This window comes from Paludisphaera mucosa (assembly GCF_029589435.1).
Taxonomy (GTDB): Bacteria; Planctomycetota; Planctomycetia; order Isosphaerales; family Isosphaeraceae; genus Paludisphaera; species Paludisphaera mucosa.
In genome coordinates, this window is the sequence record NZ_JARRAG010000006.1 from 42,544 (window position 1) to 66,750 (window position 24,207).

A 24,207-nucleotide genomic window follows, 5' to 3' on the forward strand; every position below is an offset into this window, starting at 1 on the left:
CTCCTCCGCCGTGGCAACTCGGCGGACTTCGACTTCCTCACGACTCCGACCCTCCTCTCCCGGGGTCGGCTATCGCACCGCCGGTCTCAAATGCGACGGACTCGATTCCGGGGTTAAGGGCGTGTTTCGGCTGATGAGCTTGGAGTAGATCTCGTCAAAATATGCGGCGAACTCGAGGATCCTGGACCTGGCCGCATCGCCTTCGCTCCGTGCGAGAGATCGATCGAAGCATTGCAACGCACGATCGGTTCGCCCATTCAAGGCATTGGCGACGGCGAGTTTCGCAAAAGGGTCAGTGAGCCGCATGGCCTCATCCATCGGCAACAAGACGTTGAGGCTGGATGCGGCCGAGACGCGGAGGCGGGCCGGCGACTCCTTGATCGGCAGTCGGAGGATCAGCGGCTGGCTCTCGGGGGTTGATGGCTCGGTGTTCGTATCCGACAGGAGCACGCGGCGGATGATTTCGGTCGAAGGATTCGGGGCCTTTTCGACTAGCTGCTCGAAGACGGCTCTCCTCGATTGATCGAGAACTCGTATGCGAAAATGTGTCATTCGCTGCACGAGGTCGAACTCGACTCGATTCCAGACGACGATCCGGTCGATCGCCTGTTCGCCGCCGAGATCGACTTCCCACCAGGGCTCCGCTTCGCCCCCGGAGTGGGCGTAGGGATTTCCCTGATCATTGCCGGTCGTGTTGCCGTCCACGGCACGCTCGGCCACCAGGCGATCGTCGTAATTGCTGGATTGCCGAGCCGCTTTACTCGCCGCGACGTTCTGGTCGCCGTGGAACACTTGCAGTTCGGCCAGGTTGATGATTTTCATGGCACCGTCTTTGGGGTGCCTCGGGAACTGGGCGTTGTCCCCGGGCAGGTCGAGCCGAACGAATCGGCCTCGGAGGGCCTCGGAGCGGGAAGACGCCGCGCTCGCCGCCACGACCTGGCATTCATCGGGGAAGTGGGCTCCTACGGCGGTGCCCGGCTCCTGGACGCCCGTCTCGATTCGTAGCGCTCGGGCCGGCCCGGGGCCGGGGTGCCAGCGAATCGTGTGTGCACCGGTCGCCGACGGTGCCTCGACGAGGACCGATCCGTCTTCCAACTCCTTCAGCCTCGCGCCCTCCTCTGAGGTCGACTCCGATGGTTTGAGGACCGTCCATCGGCTCGCGTTCGACGATTTCCATTGCTGAAAGAGCGCTTGAGCCAGGGATTCCGCCGATTTCGGGTCGCTGGGATCTTTCGCGAGCGCCTCGTCGAAGTACGCGAGCATCTCTCGCTCGAAGTCACGAGCCGCGGTCGCGTCGCCCGCGTTCTCGAGGACTTCGATGTGCAGGATTCGGAGCTGGGCGTTTCCCGGGTCCCTCGCGATCGCGGCGGCGAATACCTCGGCCGCTACGTCCCATCGGCCGTCCCCGGCCAGGATCTTGGCTCGTTCCAGGGCGTCGGTCGCGGTGTTCAGGCGCCTCAGCATCTCAACCTTATTCCGGTAGCGGACGTCGTGCTCCGCGATCAGGGTGGACGGGAGGGGCGCTGCATTCCAGATGAAAGCCTTGAAATCGAACCCGCCGGATACGATCAGGTTCCCGTCGGGGCTGAAGCCCAGGCTGAGCACGCCCGCGACGTGCCCGCGAAGCGTGAAGAGATCCTGGCCCGTCTTCATGTCCCAAAGCTTCAAGGACCGATCGAAGCTCGCCGTCGCGAGCCGACGGCCGTCCGGGCTGAACGCCATCGCGACGACGTCGGCCGTGTGGCCGGTCAGGTTGTGGACGACCCGGCCCGTCGCCGCTTCCCGGATCAAGATCGAGCTCTTGGCGAATTCCTTGCTGCGCGAAACGACCGCGCCGTCCGAGGCGGCGAGTTGAGCGACCAGCCTCCCGTCCGGGCTCGTGACGACCTCGTCCACGCGGGCCTCCGGATCTCGGAAGCCGGGCCCTCCGAGGATGTAATCCTCCGGCAGCCGGGCGAAGCTCATCCCGGCCAGCGAGTCGTCGATATCGCCGGTGAAGGGATCCCATCCCCGAGCGACCTCGGGGCCTTCCGGCATCACCTTGGCGAGCACGCGAAGCCCGTCGGCGCGGAACGCGAACCGCGTCGTCAGCCCGGGGTGGTCGACGACGACGGGCCGGCTGGTTTTAAGGTTCCAGAATCGGATCGACCCGTCGAGGCTGCCCGTGCAGAACTCGCGACCGTCGGGCCGGAAGGCCGCCGCCTGGACGAAATCGGGGTGGCCGTGGAATGCGTCCAACAGCCGGCCGGTCGGGACGTCCCAGAGCCGAACTCCGCGGTCCTCGCTCGTGCTGACAAGGGTGCGGCCGTCGGGCCCGAAGGCGAGGCTCAGGACGAACCCACGATGCCCGAAGAGGGTCGCCGCCTCGGTGCCGGTCGCGGCGTCGCGAAGCTTGACCGTGCGGTCCCAGCCGCCGGTGGCGATCCACTTGCCGTCAGGGCTATAGGCGACGGCGTAGACCCATTTTTCGTGCCCCTTCAGGTCCTGGACCTTGCGGGCAGCTTCGATGTCCCAAACTTCGACCACGTTCGAGCCCGCGACGGCCAGCCGTTTCCCGTCGGGGTGGTACGCGACCTTGTTGACCCCGTGATGCAGGCTCGCGAAAGCCTTGATCGCCTCTCCCGAATTCACGTCCCAGATCTTCACGTGGCCCGTCTGGGTGTGGCTGTAGTATCCGTACCCCACGGCGATCGACTTGCCGTCCGGGCTGAAGGCGGCGCTCATCGAATCCAGTCCCGGATCCGTCAGGCTCCACAGCACCCGCCCCGTGTCCACGGCCCAGACGACCGTGAGGCCGTCCGAGCAGGCCGCCGCGAGCATCCTGCCGTCTGGGCTGACCGCCACGTCTCGAACGACCCCCTTGGCGCCGGCCAACGTTCTCAGCGGCCGCCCCGTGACGCTCTCGCGAATCTCGACGATCGGAGCCGTATCGGCGGGGTATCCGAATGTCGGCGAACCCGCGCCCACGGCGAGCCAGGCCCCGTCGGGGCTGTACGCCAGCGCGTTGCAACTCGCACCCGCGACGTCGACTGTCAGTCGATCGGCGTTGCAGAGCCGCTCGACGTAATTCCATTCCCAGCCTCGACGCTCGGGGGCGCAGCCGTGCAACAGGTCCTCGGCCAGGGCGACGTTGTCGTCCTGCAGTTCGCGGTAAGCCCGGCCGACGCGGTTGACGTAGTCCTCGCGGGCGAGTTGCTCGGCCTTCTCCAGGGCGATCCGCTCTTGCTCCTGCGCCCGATCTCGCGCCTTCGTCTCGCTCTCGGCCAGCGTTTGCGCGTCTCGCTCTTTTGCGCGCGCGAACGTTGCATTCCGCTCGGCGCGTGACCACAACATCGCCATGACGACGAACCCGACGACCAGCACCGCGGCGAGCGCGCCGCCCAACGCGGCGATTGCCGGATTGCGCCGCGCCCAGCGCCAGTAGCGTTCCGAGACGCCGACCCGCCGCGCCTCGAGCGGCTGGTCGTCGAGGAAGCGGCCGAGGTCTTCGGCCAGGGCGTCGGCCGAGCGATAGCGCCCGGCCGGGTCCTTGTCGATCGCCTTCAGGACGATCGTCTCCAGGTCGCGGGGGATTCTGGGGTCGAGCGACCGGGGCCGGGGCGGCTCCTCGTTCTGGATGCGCTCGATGAGCTCGAGCCGATCGGTCGCCTGGTGGGCCGGGCGCAAGGTCAGCAGCTCGTAGAGGGTCAGCCCCAGGGCGTAGACGTCGGCGCGGCCGTCGCCCTCGCCGCGGAACCTTTCGGGGGCCATGTAGCGGAGCGTGCCCAGGATATCGCCGGTGGCCGTCAGGCCGTCGTCGTCGGCCTTGGCCAGCCCGAAGTCGGCGATCCAGACGACTCCCGCGGTGTCGAGGAGCAGGTTGGACGGCTTGACGTCGCGGTGGACGATGCCGCGGGCGTGGGCGTATGCGAGCCCCTGCGCCGTCTGGCGGCCGATCTGGGCCACGCTCCGGAAGTACGGAGTCCGGCGGCCGGATGAGTCGACCGACGAGACCGCCGCTCCGCCCGGGAGGACCGCCGACCCCGTCGATGCGGCCGGCGGTGCGACCTCGGCCGGCGGCCGGTCGACGGCCAGCGACTCGAGTCCCGCCCAGGTCGCTTCCGCGCGGAAGGAACCGGGACCGGCGGCTTCTGCGAACGATCCGGCGGCCTCCATCGATTGGGCCCCCAATCGGCCCTTCCACAGCGATTGGGCCACCTGTCCGAACTCTCGATCCCGAGGGACCGCCGCGGCGACGCTCGCGGCCTCCGTCCCCTCGACGGCCGCCCCGGCCGCCGGCCCGTCGTCGCCCGCGCGCAGCCGGGCCAGCTCGTCGATGACGTGGTCGAGCCCCTGGCCCTGGATGAACTGCATGGCATAGAAGGCGATCTCGCCTTCGCGGCCTACCTCGAAGACCGGCACGATGTTCGTGTGGTGTAGCCTGGCCGCGGCCTTGGCCTCGCGGCGGAACCGTTCCAGGGCCTTGGGGTCGCGCGCGATGTGATGAGGCAGGACCTTCAGGGCGACCCGGCGGCCCAAGCTGACTTGCTCGGCCTCGTAGACCACCCCCATCCCGCCGCGGCCGATCTCCCGGACGATGCGGTAGTCGCTGAGCTGCATCGGCCCGACGCGCCGGGGCGGCGGGTCGGCCGAGGGAACGCGATCGATGGACAGGTCCTGCTCGATCCTCACCAAGGCCGGCAGCAGCTCGCGGATCTGCTCGGCTAGCTCGGGGTGCAGGGCGGCGAGCCCTTCGACGCTCGGCCGCTCGCCGGCGCGGTAGCGGGCGAGGAACGACTCGGCCAGGACTTCGAAGGGGTCTCGATCGTTTCCCGGATTCGTCACGGCCCGTCCTCCGAGCCCGCGCCGGGGAGCCCGGCCAGGATTTCCTTCAGTCGCGTCAGCGCCCGCGTGTAACGCTTGCTGGCCGCCGAGCTCTCCAGCCCGAGGGCCGCGGCGACGTCGCCGTTCGTCATCTGCTCGTAGTGGCGGAGGACCAAGATCTCGCGGTCGAGCGGGTCCATGCGATTGAGGGCCTCCTGGAGCCGGACCTTGCGCTCGGCTTTCTGCGCCGCCTGGCTGGGGCTGGTCAGCTTGCCCAGGAGCCGGGCCGCCAGGAGACCGGTGCTGGCCCCTGGCATCGCGCTTCGGTAGATCGACACCTCGCGACCGACGTCGCGTCCGGGCGCGCCGAGGTGCCGCCGATGTTGCTCCTGGACCCGCTGGCCGACCAGGAACCGGAGCCAGATGTAGAACGGGACGGACGGATCCCGGATGAACTCCTCGAGCCGTCGCATCGCGTCGAGGTAGCCCTCCTGGATCACGTCCGAGGCGTCGATGCGGCCCCGGAGCCGGGGATCCAGCCTCAGCGCCACCATCCGGCGCAGCCGGGATCGATAGCGATCGAGCAGTTCGACGATGGCTTCACGGTCGCCCGCCGCGGCGCGGGCGACCAGCTCGGGGATCTGTCCTGGGGGCGGCGACATATCATTCACGATACTGATTCGTACTGCGAGTTCCAGCCGTTGGCGACAGATCACCTCGCCGATCCTCGCCCGGCCCCGCCCGATCGGCTCGATCCGGTACCGACGGCTCCCCGATATTTCCGAATCCTGTCCTCGATCGTTGTCGACTCGCAGTACTGATGGCATGTCCGACGAGGGGACGGGACGGCCGGGGGCCATCGCCAGGGTCGGGATCGCAAGAGTCGCGTCGACGCGACGTGGGATCGCTCTGCGCGCCGTCGCCCCTCGAATTCGAAGACGACTGAGCATCCCAGAAATGCGCCAGCCCGGACCCACGAGGAGACTCATCATGACGACGGCCGTCGCCCCATCCGGACCGGAATTGGAACTGGCCCCCGCCGAAGCGGACGCCCCGCCGGCCTTGCGTGCCGTCCACACGCCCGGCTTCCCCGACCTGCTGCGACGGATCGGCTCGTCCTTGCTCGTCACCACGTACCAGGCCGGCAAGCTCGTGATGGTCCGCGGCGAGGGGGATCGCCTCAACACCCACTTCCGGACCTTCCCGGCGCCGATGGGCATGGCCCTCGACGGCGACCGCCTGGCCGTCGGCACGAGCATGCAGGTCTGGGAGTTCGTGAACGTCCCCGCGGTCGCCGCCAAGCTCGACCAGCCCGGGCGTCACGACGCCTGCTACCTGCCCCGCTCCTGCCACGTCACCGGCAACATCCAGGTCCACGAGATGGCCTGGGGCGCCGGTCGCGAGCTGTGGGTGGTGAACACGAGGTTCTCGTGCCTCTGCACTATCGACCCGTCGGCCAGCTTCACGCCCCGCTGGCGACCGCCGTTCGTCACGGCGCTGGAGCCCACCGACCGCTGCCACCTGAACGGCCTGGCGATGGTCGACGGCCGCCCGAAGTACGTCACGGCGCTGGGCGAGGCCGACGCGCCGGCCGGCTGGCGCGCGAACAAGGCGCGGGGCGGCGTCGTCCTGGACGTCGACTCGGGCGAGGTAATCACGCGGGGGCTGTCGATGCCCCACTCGCCGCGATGGCACGGAGGCCGGCTCTGGGTCTGCGAGTCAGGCGCGGGGACGCTCGGGTTCGTCGACCCGAACACGGGGAAGTACGAGCCGATCGCCCAGATCCCGGGCTTCACGCGCGGCCTGGAGTTCGCCGGGAACCTCGCCTTCGTCGGCCTCTCGCAGGTGCGCGAGAGCGCCGTGTTCAGCGGTCTCCCTATCACCGAACGGTTAGCGGCCGAGGAGCGGACCTGCGGAGTGTGCGTGATCGACGTCGCGACGGGTCAAGCGGTCGCCCTGCTGCGGTTCGACACCGGCGTCCACGAGGTGTTCGCCGTGGCGGTGCTGCCCGGCCAGCGCTATCCCGACCTGATCAACGACGACCCGAAGCTGCTGGAGAACTCATTCACGGTTCCGGATTCGGCGCTGGTCGACGCTCCGGTGTCGTTGCGGGGCGCGGCTGTTACGACGCGGTAACGTCCGCGCCCCAATCGATCCTCGATCTTGTCTCCCCGATGTGACCGCCCCGAGAACCTTCAACCGGAGGATGAAAGCGCGATGACTCGACCGAGCGCGAACGGACGGAAGCGAGACCGCGGTCGATTGCGGCCGACCTTGACGGCCCTGGAAGACCGCAAGCTGCTCTCGACGTTCACCGTCACCAACACCCTCGACGACGGCAGCGACGGCAGCCTGCGGTGGGCGATCGGCCAGGCGAATGCGAACTCTGGGCCGGACACGATCGACTTCTCCAACCTGTTCGACACGCCGCAGACCATCCCCCTGGGCGGCACCGAGCTCAGCCTGGCCGACACGACCGGCGCCACGAGGATCGACGGCCCGGCACCGGGCGTGACGATCGACGGCGGCTGGATGAGCGGGGTCTTCCGGATCGAGCCTTCGGCCGCGGCCTCCCTGTCGAATCTGAGGATCACCGGGGGGATGAATATCGGCGGCGCCGGCGTGCTGAACGCCGGCACGCTCACGATGACCGACTGCACCATCAGCGGCAACCAATCCACCTTCTGGGGAGGTGCCGGCCTGTCCAACGCCGGCACGGCCACTCTGATGGGATGCACCATCAGTGACAACAGCGCCTATGCCTTCATCTATGGCGGAGGGGGCGTCTACAATAATTTCGGCAGTACGCTCTCGCTGACCAACTGCACCGTCAGCGGCAACAGCGTGACCGGTCGACGTCAGGGCACCGGCACCGGCCTCTACTCCCTGTACGGCGGCACGCTCTCGCTGACCAATTGCACCGTCAGCGGCAACGCCGATAGCGGCGTGGTCATCCGAGGCAGCACGACCACGGCGGTCAACACGATCATCGCCGGCAATGGCTACGATTCGACCGACCTGGTCGGGCCGCTCACCCCGGCGAGCACCAACAACCTGATCGCCGTCGACGCCCGCCTCGCCCCGTTGGGCGACTACGGCGGGCCGACGCGGACGATGCCCCTGCTCCCCGGCAGCCCGGCCATCGACGCCGGCACCACCGCAGGCGCCCCGGCGACCGACCAGCGCGGCGTCGCCCGCGTCGGCGGCGTCGACGTCGGCGCCTTCGAGAGCCGCGGCTTCACGATCGTTGCGACGTCCGGGGGCGGCCAGACGTCGGGCGGTGCCTTCGCCGCGCCGCTGGTCGCGACGGTCGCGGCCAACGACCCGACCGAGCCGGTCGCCGGCGGCCTGGTGACCTTCTCCTCGCCGACGCCCGGGCCGGGCGCGATCTTCTCGGGCAATCCGGCGACGATCGGTGTCGACGGCACGGCGAGCGCCACCGCGTCGTCCAATTTCATCGGCGGGAGCTACTTCGTCACGGCCGTGGCCGCCGGGGTGTCGGGGACGGCATCTTTCGAGCTCACGAACGATGGATTGGTGTCCATCAAAGTCGTGGCCAGCGTCGCGGATCCGACTTTAGCCCTGGGCGTGTCGGGCCGGTTCTCGGCCGTCGGCGTCTTCGCCGACGGATCGACCGTCGACCTTACGAATTCGGTGACCTGGGCCTCGGCGGACGTGTCGGTGGCCGCGATCGGCGCCGACGGGTTGGCTACGGCCCTGGCCGTCGGCAGCACGGGGATCACGGCCTCCTTCGTCGGCATCACCAGCCCGGCCGACGTCCTGAGCGTGATCGCGCCCAGCTACGTGGTCGACACGGCCGACGACTCGTTCGGCTTCTACGACGGGACGACCAGCCTCCGCGAGGCGCTCGCCGGCGCCAACGCGGCCGCGGGCGGCCAGGCGATCACCTTCGACGCGGCGGCGTTCGCCACAGCCCGGACGATCGTCCTGGCCCTCGGCCGGCTCGAGTTCTCGGACGCGAGCGGTGCGACGACGATCGCCGGCCCGGCCGCGGGCCTGACGATCGACGCCGCCGGCGCGGGCCGGGTCTTCCAGGTCGACGAGTCGGCCGGGGCGTACCTGGACGGGCTGACGATCACCGGCGGCCGCGAGGCCGCGGGCGGCGGCGTGCTCAACCTGGGCGCGCTGACGATGGTCGACTGCACGATCAGCGGCAACTCGACGTTCAACGGGTCCGGGGGTGGATTGCTGAACGCCTCGGGCGCGGCCACCCTGATCGGCTGCACGATCACCGGCAACAACGCCGCCGTGTATTTCATGTACGGCTACGGCGGCGGCGGCGTGATGAATCAGAACGGCACGCTCTCGCTGACCAACTGCACCATCGCCGGCAACTCGGTATCCGGCTTCGGAGGCAGCGGCGGCGGCCTCAATTCGCTCAACGGGACGGCCACCCTGATCAACTGCACCGTCGCCGGCAATTTCTCGGGCGGCGTCGTTATCAACGATGCCACGGCCACGGCCGTCAACACAATTATTGCCGGCAATGACTATAACCTCTCCGGCTCGCTCGACCCCGCGAGCACCAACAACCTGATCGCCGTCGACGCCCGCCTCGCCCCGTTGGGCGACTACGGCGGGCCGACGCGGACGATGCCCCTGCTCCCCGGCAGCCCGGCCATCGACGCCGGCACCACCGCAGGCGCCCCGGCGACCGACCAGCGCGGCGTCGCCCGCGTCGGCGGCGTCGACGTCGGCGCCTTCGAGAGCCGCGGCTTCACGATCGTTGCGACGTCCGGGGGCGGCCAGACGTCGGGCGGTGCCTTCGCCGCGCCGCTGGTCGCGACGGTCGCGGCCAACGACCCGACCGAGCCGGTCGCCGGCGGCCTGGTGACCTTCTCCTCGCCGACGCCCGGGCCGGGCGCGATCTTCTCGGGCAATCCGGCGACGATCGGTGTCGACGGCACGGCGAGCGCCACCGCGTCGTCCAATTTCATCGGCGGGAGCTACTTCGTCACGGCCGTGGCCGCCGGGGTGTCGGGGACGGCATCTTTCGAGCTCACGAACGATGGATTGGTGTCCATCAAAGTCGTGGCCAGCGTCGCGGATCCGACTTTAGCCCTGGGCGTGTCGGGCCGGTTCTCGGCCGTCGGCGTCTTCGCCGACGGATCGACCGTCGACCTTACGAATTCGGTGACCTGGGCCTCGGCGGACGTGTCGGTGGCCGCGATCGGCGCCGACGGGTTGGCTACGGCCCTGGCCGTCGGCAGCACGGGGATCACGGCCTCCTTCGTCGGCATCACCAGCCCGGCCGACGTCCTGAGCGTGATCGCGCCCAGCTACGTGGTCGACACGGCCGACGACTCGTTCGGCTTCTACGACGGGACGACCAGCCTCCGCGAGGCGCTCGCCGGCGCCAACGCGGCCGCGGGCGGCCAGGCGATCACCTTCGACGCGGCGGCGTTCGCCACAGCCCGGACGATCGTCCTGGCCCTCGGCCGGCTCGAGTTCTCGGACGCGAGCGGTGCGACGACGATCGCCGGCCCGGCCGCGGGCCTGACGATCGACGCCGCCGGCGCGGGCCGGGTCTTCCAGGTCGACGAGTCGGCCGGGGCGTACCTGGACGGGCTGACGATCACCGGCGGCCGCGAGGCCGCGGGCGGCGGCGTGCTCAACCTGGGCGCGCTGACGATGGTCGACTGCACGATCAGCGGCAACTCGACGTTCAACGGGTCCGGGGGTGGATTGCTGAACGCCTCGGGCGCGGCCACCCTGATCGGCTGCACGATCACCGGCAACGACTCCACCGTGTACTCCTACGGCGTAGGCGGCGGTGGCGTGATGAACTACCGCGGGACGCTGGCGATGACCGACTGCACCATATCCGGCAACTCGGCCTCGGGCTGGGCATGGGGCGGCGGCCTCACCTCGCTCTACGGAACCGCGACCCTCACCGACTGCGTCGTCAACGACAACTCGGGAGACGGCGTGGTGATCATCGCGGACGCCTCCGGCTCCGACGGATCGGCCGCCCTGACCGACTGCACGATCAGCGGGAATTCTGGCCGGGGATTGTCGAACTCCAGCGGCACGGTCGCGGCCGTCGGCGTCACGATCAACGGCAACGGCGGATCCGGGTTGTCGAACGACAGCGGCAAGGTCACGGCGATCGACTGCACGATCAGCGGGAATTCCGGCGGCGTGCTCACCAGCGGCTTCTACGGCGGCTACTTCGGCACGACGACCCTCACGGGCTGCCTCATCAGCGGCAACGCGTCGTCGAGCAGCGGTGGCGGCGTGGCGACCTCGGCCTACGGCACGACCAACCTGACCAATTGCACCGTCGCCGGCAACGCGTCGTCGAGCAGCGGCGGCGGCCTGTGTACGACGGGCGCATCCGCGGTGACGAATCTGACCGACTGCACTGTCAGCGGCAACACCGCGTCGAGCAGCGGCGGCGGCATCGCCACCACGGCCCGCGGCACGACCAATCTGACCAATTGCACCGTCGCCGGCAACGCGGCGTCGTTCAACGGCGGAGGCGTGGTCACGGTGGGCGTGTCCGCCGTGACGAATCTGACCGACTGCACCGTCAGCGGCAACGTCGCCGGCAACGGCGGCGGCGGCCTGGCGACCGCGTCCCGCGGCGCGATCCTGGCCGTCAACACCACCATCGCCGGCAACGCCGCCGCCACCTTCGGCGGCGGCGCCTGGAGCAGCGGTGCCCTCCCGACGCTCCGCCTCATCAACTGCACCGTCAGCGGCAACAGCGCCGGCGCCTCCGGGGGCGGATTGTACTCGACGTTCTCCGGCGTGGCCGGCACGATGGCGCTGACCAACACGATCGTCGCGGGCAACACGGGGCCGGACGGAGCCCCCTCCGACATCAAGGGGAACGCGCCCGTTTCGGGCGTCAACAACCTGATCGGCGTCGGCGGCTCGGGCGGGTTGATCGACGGAATCGACGGCAACCTCGTCGACGTGGCCATGGCCCTGCTCGCCCCGCTCGGCGACTACGGCGGGCCGACGCAGACCATGCCCCTGCTCCCCGGCGGCCCGGGGCTCGACGCCGGGACTTCTACGGGCGCCCCGACGACCGATCAGCGCGGCCTGGGCCGGGTCGGCGGCGTGGACATCGGAGCCTTCGAAAGCCAGGGCTTCAAGATCGCGCCCATCGCCGGTGCCACACCTCAGACGTCCCTCGTCGATACGCCCTTCGGCAACCCGCTGGCCGTCTCCGTGACGGCGCTCAACTCCGTCGAGCCGGTCGACGGCGGCATGATCCGCTTCCTCAACGTGAGCAATGGACATGGCAGGAACGCCGTAACGCTCTCGTCCGAGTTCGCCGTCGTCGCGGACGGTCGGGCTTCCGTGACCGCCACGGCGGGCGACAGCGCCGGCCCTGCCACCGTCCGGGCCTTCCCCGGCGGCGAGAATGGTTCGGCGAGGTTCGACCTGACGATCGTGGCGGACATGGTCGCCGGCGTCAGCGTCGGCTGGGGCACGCAGACGGCCGGCCTGGTCACCGCACCGGACGGCGTCCAGCTCCTGCCTGTAGGCCGCAAAAGCACGATCGACTGGGCGGGCATCAAGTCGATCTCGGTGACGATCGCCGGAGGCGGCTCGGTCTCGGCGTCCGACGTGGTGGTCAAGGGCGTCAACGTCGCGGATTACGGCCCGGTCACGGTGATCGATCTGGGCGGCGGGACCTTCCTCGTCACCCTGGCCAGGCCGATCAACGAGGCCGACCGGGTCACCATCACGATCTCCAACCCGACGATCGGGACGTACACCCGCAGGCTCGACGTCCTGCCCGGCGACATCAACGACGACGGCACCGTGAATGCGGCCGACGTCAACTTCATGAAGTCCTACCTGGCCGGGCAGCCCAACGTCCTCGGCGGGATCGACCCCGTCTTCTTCGACCTGAACGGCGACGGGATCGTGACGTCGGCCGACTACCTGGTCCTGACGAAGGCCATCGGCAAGAAGAAGACCAAGCTGCCCTGAGGCATCCCGAGGTCGACCTCCAGGCCACCCGCGACCGCAGGGCGGTCTGTTACCCTTTCATCTCCAGGACACCGACCGAGAATCATCATGATTACGACCCTCCGCAAGCGTTTCTCGCTAACTTCGACCGTCCGGATCACCGGCCGAGCGCTGGTCGTGGCTCTCGCCTGCCTGACGGCGGCGGGCTCCTCCGACGCTCGGGCCGGCTTGACGATCGAGATCCAGAACTTCACGACCCTGGCCGACGACACAGGCTCGTTCGACGTCATCCTCGTCAACGATGGCCCGACGTCCTATAGCGTCGGCTCCGACGTGGTGGAGGTCGCGATCCTCGGCGCGACCGGAGCCAAATTCACCGACGCGACCACCGCCACCGGCATGACGTACATCTACGCGACGTCGTTCGCCGATTTCCTCGGCATCCCCCTGTACGCCGGCCTCGCTGACCGGGATCTGACGGTCGTCGATTCGGAGTTCGACGTCCCGTTCTATCGGGTCGTGGGGTTCGGCGAGAGCTACGGCCTCGCGCACGTCACCTTCCAGGACGACCCACTTTCGCGCCTCTCGGCCGGCATGATCCAGGTGGTCGCCGAAGGGACGTCGATCTCCGACGAGTCCGGCGAAATCATCTACCCCGCCCAGGCCGTCCCCGAGCCTGCTTCGCTTTGCGCGTTCGCACTCGGCGTCGCCGCGATCGCCGCCGCTTCGACCAAGCGGCGATTGGCCCACACGCTTCCTTGATTTGTCGATGAGGTTCGGGGTCGTTTCGGCGGCCCCGAGCCAACAAGCTGCTATCCCGACAAGCTTTCAGGCAACACCGCTTTCGCCCAGGCGCTTCATTGCACGTTCCCGCTGTCTGATTTCTCTGCCGGTCGAACGGCGGTCGGTGTCGTATGATCGACCTGATGAACGAGGTGACCCGCATCCTCTCGAATATCGAATCGGGCGAGCCCGCGGCGAGCGAGAAGCTCCTGCCTCTCGTCTACGACGAGCTGCGCAGGCTCGCGGCCGCCAGGATGGTCGGCGAGCGGGCGGACCACTCGCTCGACGCCACGGCGTTGGTGCACGAGGCCTACCTGCGCCTGGGCGGCGACCAGAAGTTCGAAGGGAGGGCGCACTTCTTCGCTGCCGCCGCCGAGGCGATGCGACGGGTCCTCGTCGACCACAGTCGCAACCGAGCCCGCCTGAAGCGAGGGGGCGGGAAGAAGCGGATCGATCTCGACCGGCTCATGGAGCCCGCCTCGGCGACGAACGAGGAACTCCTCGCGCTCGACGAAGCCCTCGGCGACCTCGCCCGCCAGTATCCGGAGGCCGCCGAACTCGTGAAGCTGCGGTTCTTCGCCGGCATGACCATGAACGAAGCGGCCGAGGCGCTGCAGCTCTCGCCCAGGACGGCCAACCGGCAATGGGCGTTCGCGCGCGCCTGGCTGGCGGCGTCGCTCACCCGCGAGTGATCCGAAAATTCATCCAGATCGCGCGGCATGTTTTCCGCCCGGACGGAGCATTGGATGCGCTTGAGACGCATCGTCCTCCATCCGTTGGAGAGCTTGCCGCCATGTTCCACCTCCTTCGCCGGCGCCATCACGCCGCGATCGCCCGCCTGGCCCTCCTCGCGTCATCCTGCCTCGCGGTCGCGACTTCCGCCGATGCGGACGTCCTCTATGAGACCGGATTCGAGGCCCCGACCTTCACCGCCGGAGCGCCGATCGACGGCCAGGGCGGTTTCCACACCGATTTCTTCCCGAACGCCTCGACCGTCAGCACGGCGTTCCCGGCCGGCGGGAGCCAGGCGCTCCGGATCGACGCCGCCTCGCTGCTGGAGATCGATCCGTCGATCCCGATCTCTCAGAACTACAATTGGGTCGACCTCGGCGACCCGGTGGCGGGCGGGGCCCGAGTCTTGCGCGTCGAGGCGGACGTCGCCGTCTTCGCATCCGGGCCCGGCGAGGTCCAGGTCGGCCTCCAGGCGTACGACCGGGACTTCAACGGCATCGCCGGGATCACCATCACCACCGACGACGAGGGGACCGGGCCGAAGCTCGCCTATTACACCGACCCCGCGAACCCCGAATTGATCGCATTCACCTCCTTCGGCGAATACGTTCATCTCGGCATGACCCTGGACTATACGCTGCGAACGGCGTCATTCGACCTGAACGGAGTGACGCTCGGGACGGCGGCGTTCGCCCCGGGAGTCGGCAATGTGAGCGACTTCGATATTTACATGCAACGCATAGACTGGTCGACTCCGACCGGGACCGTGGCGTACTTCGACAACTACGCGGTGACCGCCGTCCCGGAGCCCGCCAGCCTCGGGCTGCTTGCGGGCGGGCTTGGGGTCCTCGCCGTGCGGGCCCGACGGCGGAACGCGCGTTGATCTCCGATCCGTTGGCCGGCGGCGGGTCCGCCACCCGTCGTCGGAAGTCATACGCAGGCGTGAAATCGCGAAAAATGCAGGACATTGTGACTCGACTCCCATCCCCGAGGTGACTCGATGCCGAGCCCCGACCCGCAGTTGATGACCGTCTTCTCGGACGCGCTGGAGCGGAACGACCCGGCCGCCCGCGCCGCCTATCTCGACGAGGCCTGCCGGGGGAACGCGGGGCTTCGCCGTCTGGTCGAGGAGATGCTGGCCGCCCACGACGGCGCCGGCCGGTTCCTGGAACCCGGCCCTCCCGCAACGGCGGAATCCTCCTCGATCGCAAACCTCCCCGTCACCGAGCGCGCCGCCCCCGAAAGCCCGGCCCGCGCGGGAACCGCCACGGAAGCCCATGATCGCGACGGCTCGAGCACGAAAGCGGCGTCCCTGCAGTTCTCCGCCGAGTCGGCGGGGACGGTCGTCGCCGGCCGGTACAAACTGCTCCAGCAGATCGGCGAAGGGGGCATGGGCACGGTCTGGATGGCCGACCAGACCGATCCCGTCAGGCGCCGGGTCGCGGTCAAGCTGATCCGCGTGCATCAGGGGAATTCGCGGACGATCCTGTCGCGGTTCGAGGCCGAGCGGCAGGCCATCGCTCTGATGGACCACCCCCACATCGCCAAGCTCCTCGACGCCGGCACGACGGCCGACGGCTCGCCGTTCTTCGTCATGGAGCTGGTCAAAGGCGTCCCGCTCAACGAGTATTGCGACGCCCACCACCTGAGCATCCGCGATCGGCTTGCGCTCTTCGTGCAGATCTGCTCGGCCGTGCAGCACGCGCATCAGAAGGGCATCATCCACCGCGACCTGAAACCGACGAACATCCTCGTCGAGGATCACGACGGCAAGCCGATGCCCAGGGTGATCGACTTCGGCCTGGCCAAGGCGACCTCGGGGCTGCAACTGAGCGAGAACACGCTGTTCACGGCCTTCGGAAGCGTCATGGGAACGCCGCTGTACATGGCGCCCGAGCAGGCGGCATTCAACGCCGTGGACGTCGACACCCGGGCCGACGTCTACGCCCTCGGCGTGATCCTGTATGAGCTGCTGACGGGCACGACGCCGATCACGCGGGAGTCGATGAAGAAGGCCGCGCTCGACGAGATGCTCAGGTTGATCCGCGAGCAGGACGCGCCGACGCCGTCGAGCCGGCTGAGCACGGTCGACTCGGCCCCCAGCATCGCCGCCAACCGGAGGACGGAGCCGCAAAAACTGGGCCGGTTCGTGAAGGGGGAGCTCGACTGGATTGTGCTGAAAGCCCTCAGCAAGGAACGCGACCGCCGTTACGAAACCGCGACCGGGTTCGGGAGGGATGTCGAGCGTTTCCTGAATAACGAGGCCGTCGCCGCCGGCCCGCCGAGCGCGAGCTATCGGCTGCGGAAGTTCGTGAAGCGGAATCGCGGCCAGGTCCTCGCGGCGAGCCTGGTGCTGCTCGCGCTGCTGGCGGGCATCGCCGGGACGACCTTGGGGCTGGTGGAAGCCCGGCGATCGGCCGACGCGGAGCGCAAGGCCAAGCGCGACGCGGAAGAGAAGAGCGTCCTGGCCGAGTCGAACGAGAAGAAGGCCCTGGCCGCCGCCGAGGAGGAGAAGAAGGCGAAAGAGTCGGTCGAGTCGGTGCTGGGCTTCGTGGAGGGCAAGATCTTCGCGGCCGCTCGCCCCAAGGGCCAGGAGGGGGGCCTGGGCTACGACGTCAAGCTGGTCGACGCCATCACGGCTTCCCTGCCGTCGATCGATGGAGACTTCCGCGGCCGACCGCTGATCGAAGCCCGGCTCCGCCGGACGATCGGAAATTCCTTCTTCTTCCTGAGCCTTTTCGATCGGGCACTCGAGCAGCACGAGGCCGACTACAAGATCCGTCGCCGCGAACTCGGCCCCGACCATATCGACACGCTCAAGAGCCTGATGAACGTGGCCACCAACTACTGGCTCGTCGGCCGACGCGCCGAGGGCATCAATCGCATGGAAGAGGCAGTGAGGCTCATGAAGGCCGGGCAGGGCCCGGATTACGAGCTCGCCATCTGGTCCATGGGCAACCTGGCGGGCATGTACTTGGAGGCCGGCCGGCACGCCGAAGCCATCGAAACGCAGCAAGAGGTCGTCGCCAGGCAAACGTCCAAGGTCGGTCCCGAGCACTACGACACGACGTTCGCCAAGCTCAACCTGGCCCGCATGTACGACGAGATGGGCCACCACGCCGAGGCGCTCAAGCTCTTCGAGGAGGCGCTGCCCAGGGAGGAAGCCGCGCTGGGCCGCGATCATCCCGACACCCTTGCCAGCACGACCGATCTGGCCAAGATCTACAACGAACTCGGCCGGCACGCCGAGTCGCTCTCGCTCTTCGAAAAGACGCTGCCCCTTTTGAAGGACAAGTTCGGCCCCGATCACCGTAGTACCCTGGCCGCCAACAGCGTCCTGGCCGACGTCTACTCGGCCTTGGGCCGGGAAGCGGACGCCCTCCGCCTGCTGGAAGAGACGCTGGCTCGAGGGAAGGCCCAGTTCGGTCCGGACCACGTCTATACGCTCGAGAGCATGACGTCCCTGGCCCGCGTCCATATGGCCGCGGGCCGCGGCGATCGCGCGAAGGCGCTCCTCGAGGAGTGCTCCGCGGCGAGCCGCAAGGAGCCGGCGAGCTCATGGAAGGTCGCGGCGCTCCAGGCGTGGTTCGGTCTCGACGACGACTTCGCCGAGACCCGGACGCGCATCCTCGAGTTCGCCCGGGGGACCAACGACGCAACGACGGCGCTCCGCGCCGCACAGGTCGGCGCTTTGCGGCCGTCGGACGACCAGGCCGTCCAGCGCGAGACGCTGGATCTGGGACGGAAGGCGGTCGAGCTCCACAAGGGGGAGAGACAACTCCTGGCCCTGGGCATGGCCGAGTACCGCATTGGCCGCTTCGCCGAGGCCGAGAAAACCTTCCAGTCAGCCGCCACCCCTTGGCGGGATATCACCGCGGCGGACACGGCGGACTTCTATCGGGCGATGTGCCTCTTCCGGCTCGGCCGAAAAGAGGAGGCCAGGGACCTTGCGACCAGGACCGCCGGGCGGATGAAGCCGCTCCCGAAAGTCGGGCAAGGCCCGGGCTCGGGCAACAGCGGCGATTCAGGCAACCTCATCCTGTGGCTGGCCTACAAGGAAGCGAAGATGACGATCGACCTCGAAGAGCCCCCGCCGCGTCGGTGAAATCCGACGGCGACCGGATGACCATCGGCCGGAAGCCGGAGGCTTCGGCAGTCGGAGCCTTGATCCATGAAGAGAACCAGGTTCACCGCCGGGTAGATCGTCTTCGCACGGACGACCGCTCGTGCCACAAGTTGCCCGAGGCCGAGGCGGCAATTCCGGGTGGCACCGCCCGCGGCACGGGCCAAGGCGGAAGGCGAGGCCTCCGACGAGGTAAGTCCGGCCGTGGAGCCGCCAGCGCCAGGGAGTCAGCGGGGCCGACGCGGCGAGCGGGCGGATCGAAGGGTCGGCCCGCAGGGCCGCCAGCAGCTGCCGGGGATGCGCCCCGCGGAAGTGGTTCCCCGCCCGGCCCAGCTCCCGGAGCAGGCCGGCGAGGTCGCCCTCGGGCGTCTCGTGCCACCCCGCGAACGTATCCGACGAGACGACCTCGGCGACGAGCGTCGCCTCGCCCCCGGGCGAGGCCAGGCTCGTCGATGCGACGCACCGCCTCGACCTTGAACTCGCGCGTGAACGTCCTTCGGGTCTTCGCCATCGGGGGGCCTCCGCAGGTCGAGCTTACGTTCCTACCTAGGCGCTCGCCATCCGTGGGGAAGTCCATATGGACGCTCCACGCTCGATACGGCGCATTTCGGCGTAGGAGTCGCGGCCGAGGCCGTCGTTCAGCGGGAGGAGCTCGACGAAGCGGCTCCAGCCCAGCTCACGGGTCAAGGCGGCGACGACCTCGCGGTCCGGGAGCGGCCCAACCCCTCGTTCATCCTCCGTCCTCTCGTCGGCCGATCATTCGGCCTGTCGAGGCGTCTCTTGTTCGGGATCCCACATCTCGCGGTAGGCCCGGATGTATTCGAAGGTCGCCGTCGGGTCGATCGCGAAATAGCGGCGACAGAGCTTCCTGTAGAGCGACGACGCCCGCGGGTCGAAGCAGAAGTCCAGCAGGCCGTCCAGCGTACGCTCGACCTCGCTGATTCCGGGGGATGGGTCCAGGATGATCGACTCGACCAGGGGCTCGTACTCTTCCACCGCCCGGCGAGCCAGCGACGACATGGACCTCGCCAGATCGTCCATCGACCGCCCCGGGGGATTCACGACCCCTCCTTGAGCGTCCGCTCCACTTCCTCCTGCAACTCCTCGCGTCGAGGCAGGTGGAGCTGGTATTTCGACACGAAGAGCTGGTTGTCCATCCCCGCCAGGGCGTATTCCGCCAGGGCGTGGTCCTTCTGCGTGCAGAGGAGGATGCCGATCGGCGGGCCGTCGCCCTCACCCCTCACGTTCTTCGCGTACCAGCTCACGTAGGTGTTGAGCTGGCCGATGTTCTCGTGGTTGAATTCTTGGAGCTTGAGCTCGATGAGCACGTGGCACTTCAGGATGCGATGGTAGAACACGAGGTCGATGAAATAGTGCACGTCGCCGATGAGGATGCGTTTCTGGCGGGCCTCGAAGCAGAATCCGTGGCCGAGCTCGAGCAGGAACTCCTGCAGCCTGTCCAGGAGCTGATCCTCGAGATGAGATTCGCTCATCACTTCCCTCGGCCTGAGGCCGAGGAATTCGAAGATGTAAGGATCGCGAACCGTCAGGCCGGGCGTCGCCCGCTCCGCGGAGGCGTGGGCGAGCCCCGACAGCTTCGCCCGGTCGTGCGACAGCCCGGAGCGCTCGAAGTAGAGCGAAGCGATCTGCCTCTTCAACTCGCGTACAGACCAGTTGCCCCGGATGCACTCCGCCTCGTAGAAGGAACGTTTGGTTGCTTCACCTATCGCCAGCAGCTCGACGATGTGCGTGAACGACAGGCTGGAGATCAACGCCTTCCCGTCCGGGCCGGATTCGGGAGTCGCCGACTCCCGGATCATGGCGGTCGGCCCGGCCGTCTGGGAGATCACGCGCTCCGCCAATTCGGGAGGCAGCGACTCCCGGATCCGAGGATACGTCTCGTAGAACTTCCGGTAGCGTCGAAGTTCTCGCTCCTCGGCCCGGCTGACGCCGGCCCCGACCAGGCGGGCCGATAGATTCGCGAGGAGTTTCTCGCCGTACCGCGCGCGATCCGCGCCTTGCATCTCGTACTCGGCGATGTAGAGGCCGATGAGCCAGTTGCGGAGCGTGAGGCTGATGTTGACGGCGCGCCCGGCCTGGACGCCGAGATCGTGGTCGACGTCGCTGATCGACAGGACGAGGCCCTCGAAGGTCAAGCCGGCGGCTTGGGGCGCGGCGGGCTTCCTGGCCTTGCTCATGCCCCGTCCCCCATTTCCGGGATGCGGGAGGCGTGCCGCCGGAGACGCGGGGGCTGCGGGTCGGGGCTGCTGCTCGTCATGGCCATTCGTGAAGCTTACCGCAGGTGCCGTCCATGATCCAATCGAGGACTCCCCTCGCAGCCTCGCTCGGGGTTTATGGCGGAAGGCAACCGGTTTTATCTTCCGCCATCAACCGGCGAAATCACGGGCGGGGGGCCGACGATTTCTCGCCTCAGGACTGACCAGCGTGGAGGTTTCGCTTGGCCGGCGACCCCGGCCGTGCTATGACGACGCGATGAGGGCATTCGTCGGCGAAATCGATCACACCGGGCTCCGCCGGTTCATCCCCGAGGACCAGGTCGCTCGGAACGAGCTGCATCGCCTGACGCGTCGTCGTCACCCGGGACCGAGCGCGTTCGTCTGGACGCTCCTCGCCGATGAGGACGCCGAGGATCTCCGGGTCGACGTCGGCACCGGTCGTCACGCCGAGGCGTACAGCCTGCTCCTGAACCGGGCCGTCGAACTCATCTCGCTCCGCGACGCCGCCTCTGGCTGCGCTCGAGCGGAATCCTGAATCCAGGGGTCCGCGAAGCCGGCTGCGAGACTCCTCCCAGCGTCGAGGTGATTCTCAGGCATGGCGATTAAACTTCTTGCCGGATCACCCCTTCGCCGGAACCCGGTTCGCGCAAACTTCATGCCGATTCGGTCTTCCAGATGAGACTTCGTAGGACACCGAACAGATCCGGCAAACCCCGAGCCTAGCCTCGGGGATCATTCGGATTGACTCGGCCACGTCGGTGGCAAAGGCCAACCTCAGACGATGTTGGTCCTGACGCTGGAGGAGCGAGGCGAAGCTCGGGCCTGTAGCCCGTTCGTCGAAGTATTATGAACGTCTGAATATGTAATATTTTCAAGGACATAACGCCCTTTATGTCTTGTAACGATGATACGTTCTTGACCGTGGCCGCATGTTGGACAGCCGCTCTCAGACGCCTCGACCGTGGGCGAAGAGCAGCACCAAAAGGCGGAAGAGGAACCAGACGTCAGCGTCTGATAATGGGCGTTATACTGGTTCGGCTCGACTTGAGCCGATCCACCCCGGCTTCGCCTTCTCCCGACGTTGAGACAAGGTCCCGGCTTGCATACGCGCCGGACTGCGTCGTGCGGGCCCCCAGGCCTTCGACCCCGGGCGACGACAGGACCATCCTATCGCAATACGCGATACTTGGCCTGGACGCGTTCAACGCATTCTGCGATAGTAGGCCCAGGGCCGCTGCGACTTCCGGGAAACCGACATGCACGTATTGACCTTGGCGCCGCTGCGAGACTTCTGGCGATCTCGGCCGGGAGATCCTCAGGCCGAGTCTCGCATGAGAGCCTGGTACAAGCTCACCGAGGCCATGGTCTGGGCCAACTTCGGAGAACTCCAGCAGACGTTCCGCGCGGCCGACAAGGTAGGCAATTGCTTCGTCTTCGACGTCGGCGGCAATCACTATCGGATCATCGCCAAGGTCGATTTCGCCCGAGCCATCGTGTTCATCAAACGGGTGATGGACCACAAGGAATACGACAGGGATCTATGGCCCGACCAATGCGGGTGCCATGAGCCCGACCCGCCCGGGAAATCCAAGGCGGGGGCGGTCGCGTCGCCGAAAGAGAAGCCTGAGGGCAAGGCCCTTAAGAGAGGTGGAAGACGATGACGATCAAGAAAGGATCACGGGCCAAGGTCCCGAAGCGGCACGAGGCCGCCGGCCTTCCAGCCTCGTCCGGCGGGATGGCGAAGGCGAAGCGTATGAAGCCGACGGCGTCCCTCACGCCCCCCTTCCACCTTCGGAACTATCTCGCCCTGGTGAAGAAGTTCCCGCTGCAACCCATCCGGGACGACGCCCACCTCGGCGAGGCGTTGGCGACGGTCGAGACTCTGATGTGTCGGGACCTGGACGAGGGCGCGGAATCGTATCTGGCCGTCCTCACGGGCCTCGTCGAGGCTTACGAGGCCGGGACGCGCCCGATCCCGGACGCCTCCGAGGCCGACGTCCTCGGCTTGCTGATGGAGCAAAAAGGGGTCAGCCAGACCGACCTCCGGGACGAGGTCGGCATCTCGCAGTCCACCGTCTCCGCCGTACTTCGCGGCGCCCGAAACCTCACCAAGTCCCAAGTCGTCGACCTCGCTCGCTTCTTCAAGGTTCCGCCGGCGGTCTTCCTGCCGAGGACATGACGAAATAGCCGCAGCCGACGGATTCGCCCCAGGCAGGCGGCTCGTCGATCCTCGCCGTCCTGTAATTCTTCCGGGCATGGAGAATCCGGGGCGGGGATCGGCCTCGTCTGGAACTCGAGGTACGCCCGCAGCAGTCCGCGGTATTCGTCGCTCCTGGGATCGTATCGTCGGCAGGTCGGAGTGAGCTCCCCGGCCGTGCTCGTGATGCCCGTCTTCCGAGCCTCGATCGCCTTCCGAGATCGGGTGAGCGCCTTCACGGCGTCGCGAGTCTACTCCACCCCCGCCATCGTCGGTGGGTCTGATAATGGGGTTTATTTTTCGGGTGCAGACCGACTCCCTATCGGCAGGATCGAGGGGTTATCGTGCATTCGACAAGGCAGCCAGCTCCGTCGAGACGGGACCCGATTGAGCCCGGGAGGCGGTGCGGCAGGATCCGAGGGGCGGTATGCTTGAGGTCAAGATCGGCTGGCCTCGTGATCGCTTGACGAATGCCAACGCGAACTCTCTACAAGCGTTTGACGTCTAAAGAGTGAACACTCCTATCGCATCGGCGAAAGCTGCTGCGTCTGTTCCGGATTTACGTCAAATCTCCGGCGTACCGCGTGGACTTCCGATGACCTTTGACATATCAACGGAACGGGAGACGAGGACGATGATGTGGAACCGTAAAGTCTGCCGCACTTTCAGATTGCTCGTCGTCGCTTTCCTGACGTCATTCCCATTAATCGTCTGGGCCAAAGTGGCGGAGACTTCGTTGAAGGAGCTCGCCACCAGGAGTGATCTGATCGTCCTCGCGAAAGTCTCCAAGGTCGAGGACGGCCCCGCTGACATCAAGACCGAGGATGATCGAGTCTTCCCGCGAGTTAAGGTCGCCACGGCCCGGGTTGTCGAGACGTGGAAGGGCACGCCAGGTCCAGAGGTCCGTTACGTCGCCTCGTCGCTTTGGACCTGCGACATCTCGGATGCGGAGGAGGGGGAGCAAGTCGTCCTCTTCCTGGAGACCCGAAAGGATTCGCCGATTATGACGATCGCCCATTCGGGGCGAGGCAGGATGCCGCTTCGTGAGGTCAAGGGCAAGAACCATGCGACGATTTGGTCCGACGATGTGCAACTACCCAAGGGGACGGTCACGATACCCGGGCCGGAGCCGAAGTACTCTTTCGTCCGATCGATCGAGCTGAGCATTCTTAAAGCGCTGGTGAGAGAAAGCAGCCGCTGAAGAATGTCATGGGGCGTTCATATGCTAAACTTTCCACTCGGGCTCCGGCCCGGCATCTCCCGTCGCCTCTACTTGAGAGGGCTTGGCGAACGCGGCCTCTGGGCTATAGGTGGAGCGGATAGGTCGCGTCGGAAGGCCCCAAGTCCCCTTGACCCTGGTTCACGAGGACTCAGCGTCCTCG

General features: G+C 67.6%; 14 protein-coding genes. 10 read left to right on the forward strand and 4 right to left on the reverse strand.

Translation table 11 applies throughout. The annotated features are described in order from the left end of the window. Positions 1-69: 69 nt before the first annotated feature. Together PZE19_RS31980 and PZE19_RS31985 are read right to left on the reverse strand one after the other, a co-directional pair. Positions 70-4,824, reverse strand: a complete 4,755-nt coding sequence (locus tag PZE19_RS31980) for a protein kinase domain-containing protein (protein ID WP_277864731.1) — start codon at positions 4,822-4,824, stop codon at positions 70-72. Continuing rightward, positions 4,821-5,465, reverse strand: a complete 645-nt coding sequence (locus PZE19_RS31985) for a sigma-70 family RNA polymerase sigma factor (protein WP_277864755.1) — start codon at positions 5,463-5,465, stop codon at positions 4,821-4,823. The genes PZE19_RS31980 and PZE19_RS31985 overlap by 4 nt, the downstream gene beginning before the upstream one ends. Before the next feature lie 328 nt (positions 5,466-5,793). Between PZE19_RS31985 and PZE19_RS31990 the strand changes: the two genes are divergently transcribed. From PZE19_RS31990 to PZE19_RS32015, 6 genes are all read left to right on the forward strand, one after another. Continuing rightward, positions 5,794-6,939, forward strand: coding sequence for a TIGR03032 family protein (locus PZE19_RS31990; protein WP_277864732.1), 1,146 nt, complete (start codon positions 5,794-5,796; stop codon positions 6,937-6,939). Between the two features lie 126 nt (positions 6,940-7,065). Continuing rightward, positions 7,066-12,774 carry a choice-of-anchor Q domain-containing protein gene (locus PZE19_RS31995; protein ID WP_277864733.1) on the forward strand — a complete coding sequence of 1,903 codons (5,709 nt, stop codon included), beginning with the start codon at positions 7,066-7,068 and terminating at the stop codon, positions 12,772-12,774. An 87-nt stretch (positions 12,775-12,861) separates the two neighbouring features. Further along, positions 12,862-13,515 carry a PEP-CTERM sorting domain-containing protein gene (locus PZE19_RS32000; RefSeq protein WP_277864734.1) on the forward strand — a complete coding sequence of 218 codons (654 nt, stop codon included), beginning with the start codon at positions 12,862-12,864 and terminating at the stop codon, positions 13,513-13,515. A gap of 164 nt (positions 13,516-13,679) precedes the next feature. After that, positions 13,680-14,228 carry an ECF-type sigma factor gene (locus PZE19_RS32005; RefSeq protein ID WP_277864735.1) on the forward strand — a complete coding sequence of 183 codons (549 nt, stop codon included), beginning with the start codon at positions 13,680-13,682 and terminating at the stop codon, positions 14,226-14,228. Between the two features lie 101 nt (positions 14,229-14,329). Next, complete coding sequence (locus PZE19_RS32010; RefSeq protein ID WP_277864736.1) at positions 14,330-15,151, forward strand: PEP-CTERM sorting domain-containing protein; 822 nt, start codon at positions 14,330-14,332, stop codon at positions 15,149-15,151. 117 nt (positions 15,152-15,268) lie between these two features. Continuing rightward, a complete protein-coding gene (locus PZE19_RS32015) occupies positions 15,269-18,373 on the forward strand; it encodes a serine/threonine-protein kinase (protein ID WP_277864737.1) in 3,105 nt (1,034 codons plus the stop codon). A 774-nt stretch (positions 18,374-19,147) separates the two neighbouring features. Here the strand turns inward: PZE19_RS32015 and PZE19_RS32020 are convergent. Together PZE19_RS32020 and PZE19_RS32025 are read right to left on the reverse strand one after the other, a co-directional pair. Continuing rightward, on the reverse strand, positions 19,148-19,453 hold the full coding sequence (locus tag PZE19_RS32020) for a hypothetical protein (protein WP_277864738.1): 306 nt from the start codon (positions 19,451-19,453) through the stop codon (positions 19,148-19,150). Then, positions 19,450-20,589 carry a PDDEXK nuclease domain-containing protein gene (locus PZE19_RS32025; protein ID WP_277864739.1) on the reverse strand — a complete coding sequence of 380 codons (1,140 nt, stop codon included), beginning with the start codon at positions 20,587-20,589 and terminating at the stop codon, positions 19,450-19,452. The genes PZE19_RS32020 and PZE19_RS32025 overlap by 4 nt, the downstream gene beginning before the upstream one ends. A 295-nt stretch (positions 20,590-20,884) precedes the next feature. Between PZE19_RS32025 and PZE19_RS32030 the strand changes: the two genes are divergently transcribed. The 4 genes from PZE19_RS32030 (at position 20,885) to PZE19_RS32045 (ending at position 24,026) form a co-directional block, all read left to right on the forward strand. Continuing rightward, entirely contained in the window at positions 20,885-21,163 is a 279-nt protein-coding gene (locus tag PZE19_RS32030; protein WP_277864740.1) for a hypothetical protein, read from the forward strand. Positions 21,164-21,959: 796 nt separating this feature from the next. Then, on the forward strand, positions 21,960-22,289 hold the full coding sequence (locus tag PZE19_RS32035) for a type II toxin-antitoxin system HigB family toxin (RefSeq protein WP_277864676.1): 330 nt from the start codon (positions 21,960-21,962) through the stop codon (positions 22,287-22,289). Beyond that, positions 22,286-22,807 carry a helix-turn-helix domain-containing protein gene (locus PZE19_RS32040; protein WP_277864675.1) on the forward strand — a complete coding sequence of 174 codons (522 nt, stop codon included), beginning with the start codon at positions 22,286-22,288 and terminating at the stop codon, positions 22,805-22,807. Before PZE19_RS32035 ends, PZE19_RS32040 begins: the two co-directional genes overlap by 4 nt. A 652-nt stretch (positions 22,808-23,459) precedes the next feature. Beyond that, positions 23,460-24,026, forward strand: a complete 567-nt coding sequence (locus tag PZE19_RS32045; RefSeq protein ID WP_277864741.1) for a hypothetical protein — start codon at positions 23,460-23,462, stop codon at positions 24,024-24,026. The last annotated feature ends 181 nt before the right edge of the window (positions 24,027-24,207 follow it).

Coding starts and splice junctions, on each gene's coding strand:
- PZE19_RS31985 (WP_277864755.1), bottom strand. CDS start 5,465: ATGTCGCCGCCCCCAGGACAGATCCCCGAGCTGGTCGCCCGCGCCGCG.
- PZE19_RS31990 (WP_277864732.1), top strand. CDS start 5,794: ATGACGACGGCCGTCGCCCCATCCGGACCGGAATTGGAACTGGCCCCC.
- PZE19_RS32000 (WP_277864734.1), top strand. CDS start 12,862: ATGATTACGACCCTCCGCAAGCGTTTCTCGCTAACTTCGACCGTCCGG.
- PZE19_RS32005 (WP_277864735.1), top strand. CDS start 13,680: ATGAACGAGGTGACCCGCATCCTCTCGAATATCGAATCGGGCGAGCCC.
- PZE19_RS32010 (WP_277864736.1), top strand. CDS start 14,330: ATGTTCCACCTCCTTCGCCGGCGCCATCACGCCGCGATCGCCCGCCTG.
- PZE19_RS32015 (WP_277864737.1), top strand. CDS start 15,269: ATGCCGAGCCCCGACCCGCAGTTGATGACCGTCTTCTCGGACGCGCTG.
- PZE19_RS32025 (WP_277864739.1), bottom strand. CDS start 20,589: ATGAGCAAGGCCAGGAAGCCCGCCGCGCCCCAAGCCGCCGGCTTGACC.
- PZE19_RS32030 (WP_277864740.1), top strand. CDS start 20,885: ATGAGGGCATTCGTCGGCGAAATCGATCACACCGGGCTCCGCCGGTTC.
- PZE19_RS32035 (WP_277864676.1), top strand. CDS start 21,960: ATGAGAGCCTGGTACAAGCTCACCGAGGCCATGGTCTGGGCCAACTTC.
- PZE19_RS32040 (WP_277864675.1), top strand. CDS start 22,286: ATGACGATCAAGAAAGGATCACGGGCCAAGGTCCCGAAGCGGCACGAG.
- PZE19_RS32045 (WP_277864741.1), top strand. CDS start 23,460: ATGATGTGGAACCGTAAAGTCTGCCGCACTTTCAGATTGCTCGTCGTC.